General features: G+C 65.8%; 1 protein-coding gene. It reads right to left on the bottom strand.

Features of this window, described 5'->3' with window-relative positions; all coding sequences use genetic code 11:
* Positions 1–5 precede the first annotated feature (5 nt).
* On the bottom strand, positions 6–968 hold the full coding sequence (locus BJG92_RS15100; RefSeq protein WP_232084818.1) for an IS481 family transposase: 963 nt from the start codon (positions 966–968) through the stop codon (positions 6–8).
* Positions 969–1,060 lie beyond the last annotated feature (92 nt).

Here is a 1,060-nt window from a genome sequence, read left to right as displayed (position 1 = left end):
TGTACTCAGCCAGCAGGTTGGTTACATCTGCTGATGGGTGGTCGTCCTCCGAGGGCGCTGTGGTTGCGGCGGTGGTTGTAGAAGTCTAGCCAGCCTGTGAGGGCCTGTGTGCGGTGGGTGCTGGAGTCGTAGGCGTTCTTGTAGGCCCAGCCTTCCTGGAGGGTGCGGTTGAACCGTTCGGCTTTGCCGTTTTGCCAGGGACTCCGCGGTTTCGTGCGCCGGTGTTTGGCTCCGAGTTCCGCGATGGCCTTGGCGAAGGCGGCGGACCGGATGTAGGCCAGGGCGTTGTCGGTCATGACTTCGCGCACGGGTGCCCCGTTCGCTGCCATGAACGCGGCGGCGTTGGCCAGAAACGCCGCGCAGGTCTGGCCTTTCTCGTCCGGCAGGACCTCGACGTAGGCCAGCCGGGAGTGGTCATCGACGGCAACATGGACGTAGTCGTAACCGATGCCGCGGCCTTTCACGGCTTCGCTGCGGCCGTGGACGCGCCAGCCGCCCCCGGTCGGGATTTTCCCGAGTTTCTTCACATCGATGTGCAGCAGCTCTCCGGCGGTGTCGCGTTCGTAGCGGTGGTCGGTGGCCCGGCCGGCGCGGATGCGTTCGCCGCTGATCGGGTCCAGTTCCCACAAGCGGGGCAGGCCGGCCCGGGCGATGATCCGGGAGACGGTGCGGGCCGGGACCTTGCAGCGTTCGGCCAGCTCGACCGGGCCTTCGCGGTGCTTCTCACGCGCCGCGAGGACCTCGTCGATCTTCGCCCCGGGGGTGGCATGCGGGCATGAACGCGGGCGGGACGAGCGATCCTCCATCCCGTCCCAGCCTCGCTCCAGATAGCGCCGGAACCACCGGTGCGCGCAGGTACGGGACACACCCATTTCCTTCGCCACATGGGCCACGGGACGGCCGTCCAGAACACGCTGGACAAGGATGCCTCTACCGGCAGGAGTCAGACGGGCATTACGGTGGACCATGAAGACCTCTTAGTCGTTAGGTGTGTGTGGTAACCACCAACCTAAGAGGTCTTCACCCTTTCACCGTGTAACCAACGTCCTGGCCGAGTACA

The sequence above is a fragment of the Arthrobacter sp. SO5 genome, assembly GCF_020532805.1.
Lineage (GTDB): Bacteria > Actinomycetota > Actinomycetes > Actinomycetales > Micrococcaceae > Arthrobacter.
Note: the sequence above shows the minus strand (reverse complement) of the source record. Positions and strands in the feature narration are given on the sequence as shown.

Coding starts and splice junctions, on each gene's coding strand:
- BJG92_RS15100 (WP_232084818.1), bottom strand. CDS start 968: ATGGTCCACCGTAATGCCCGTCTGACTCCTGCCGGTAGAGGCATCCTT.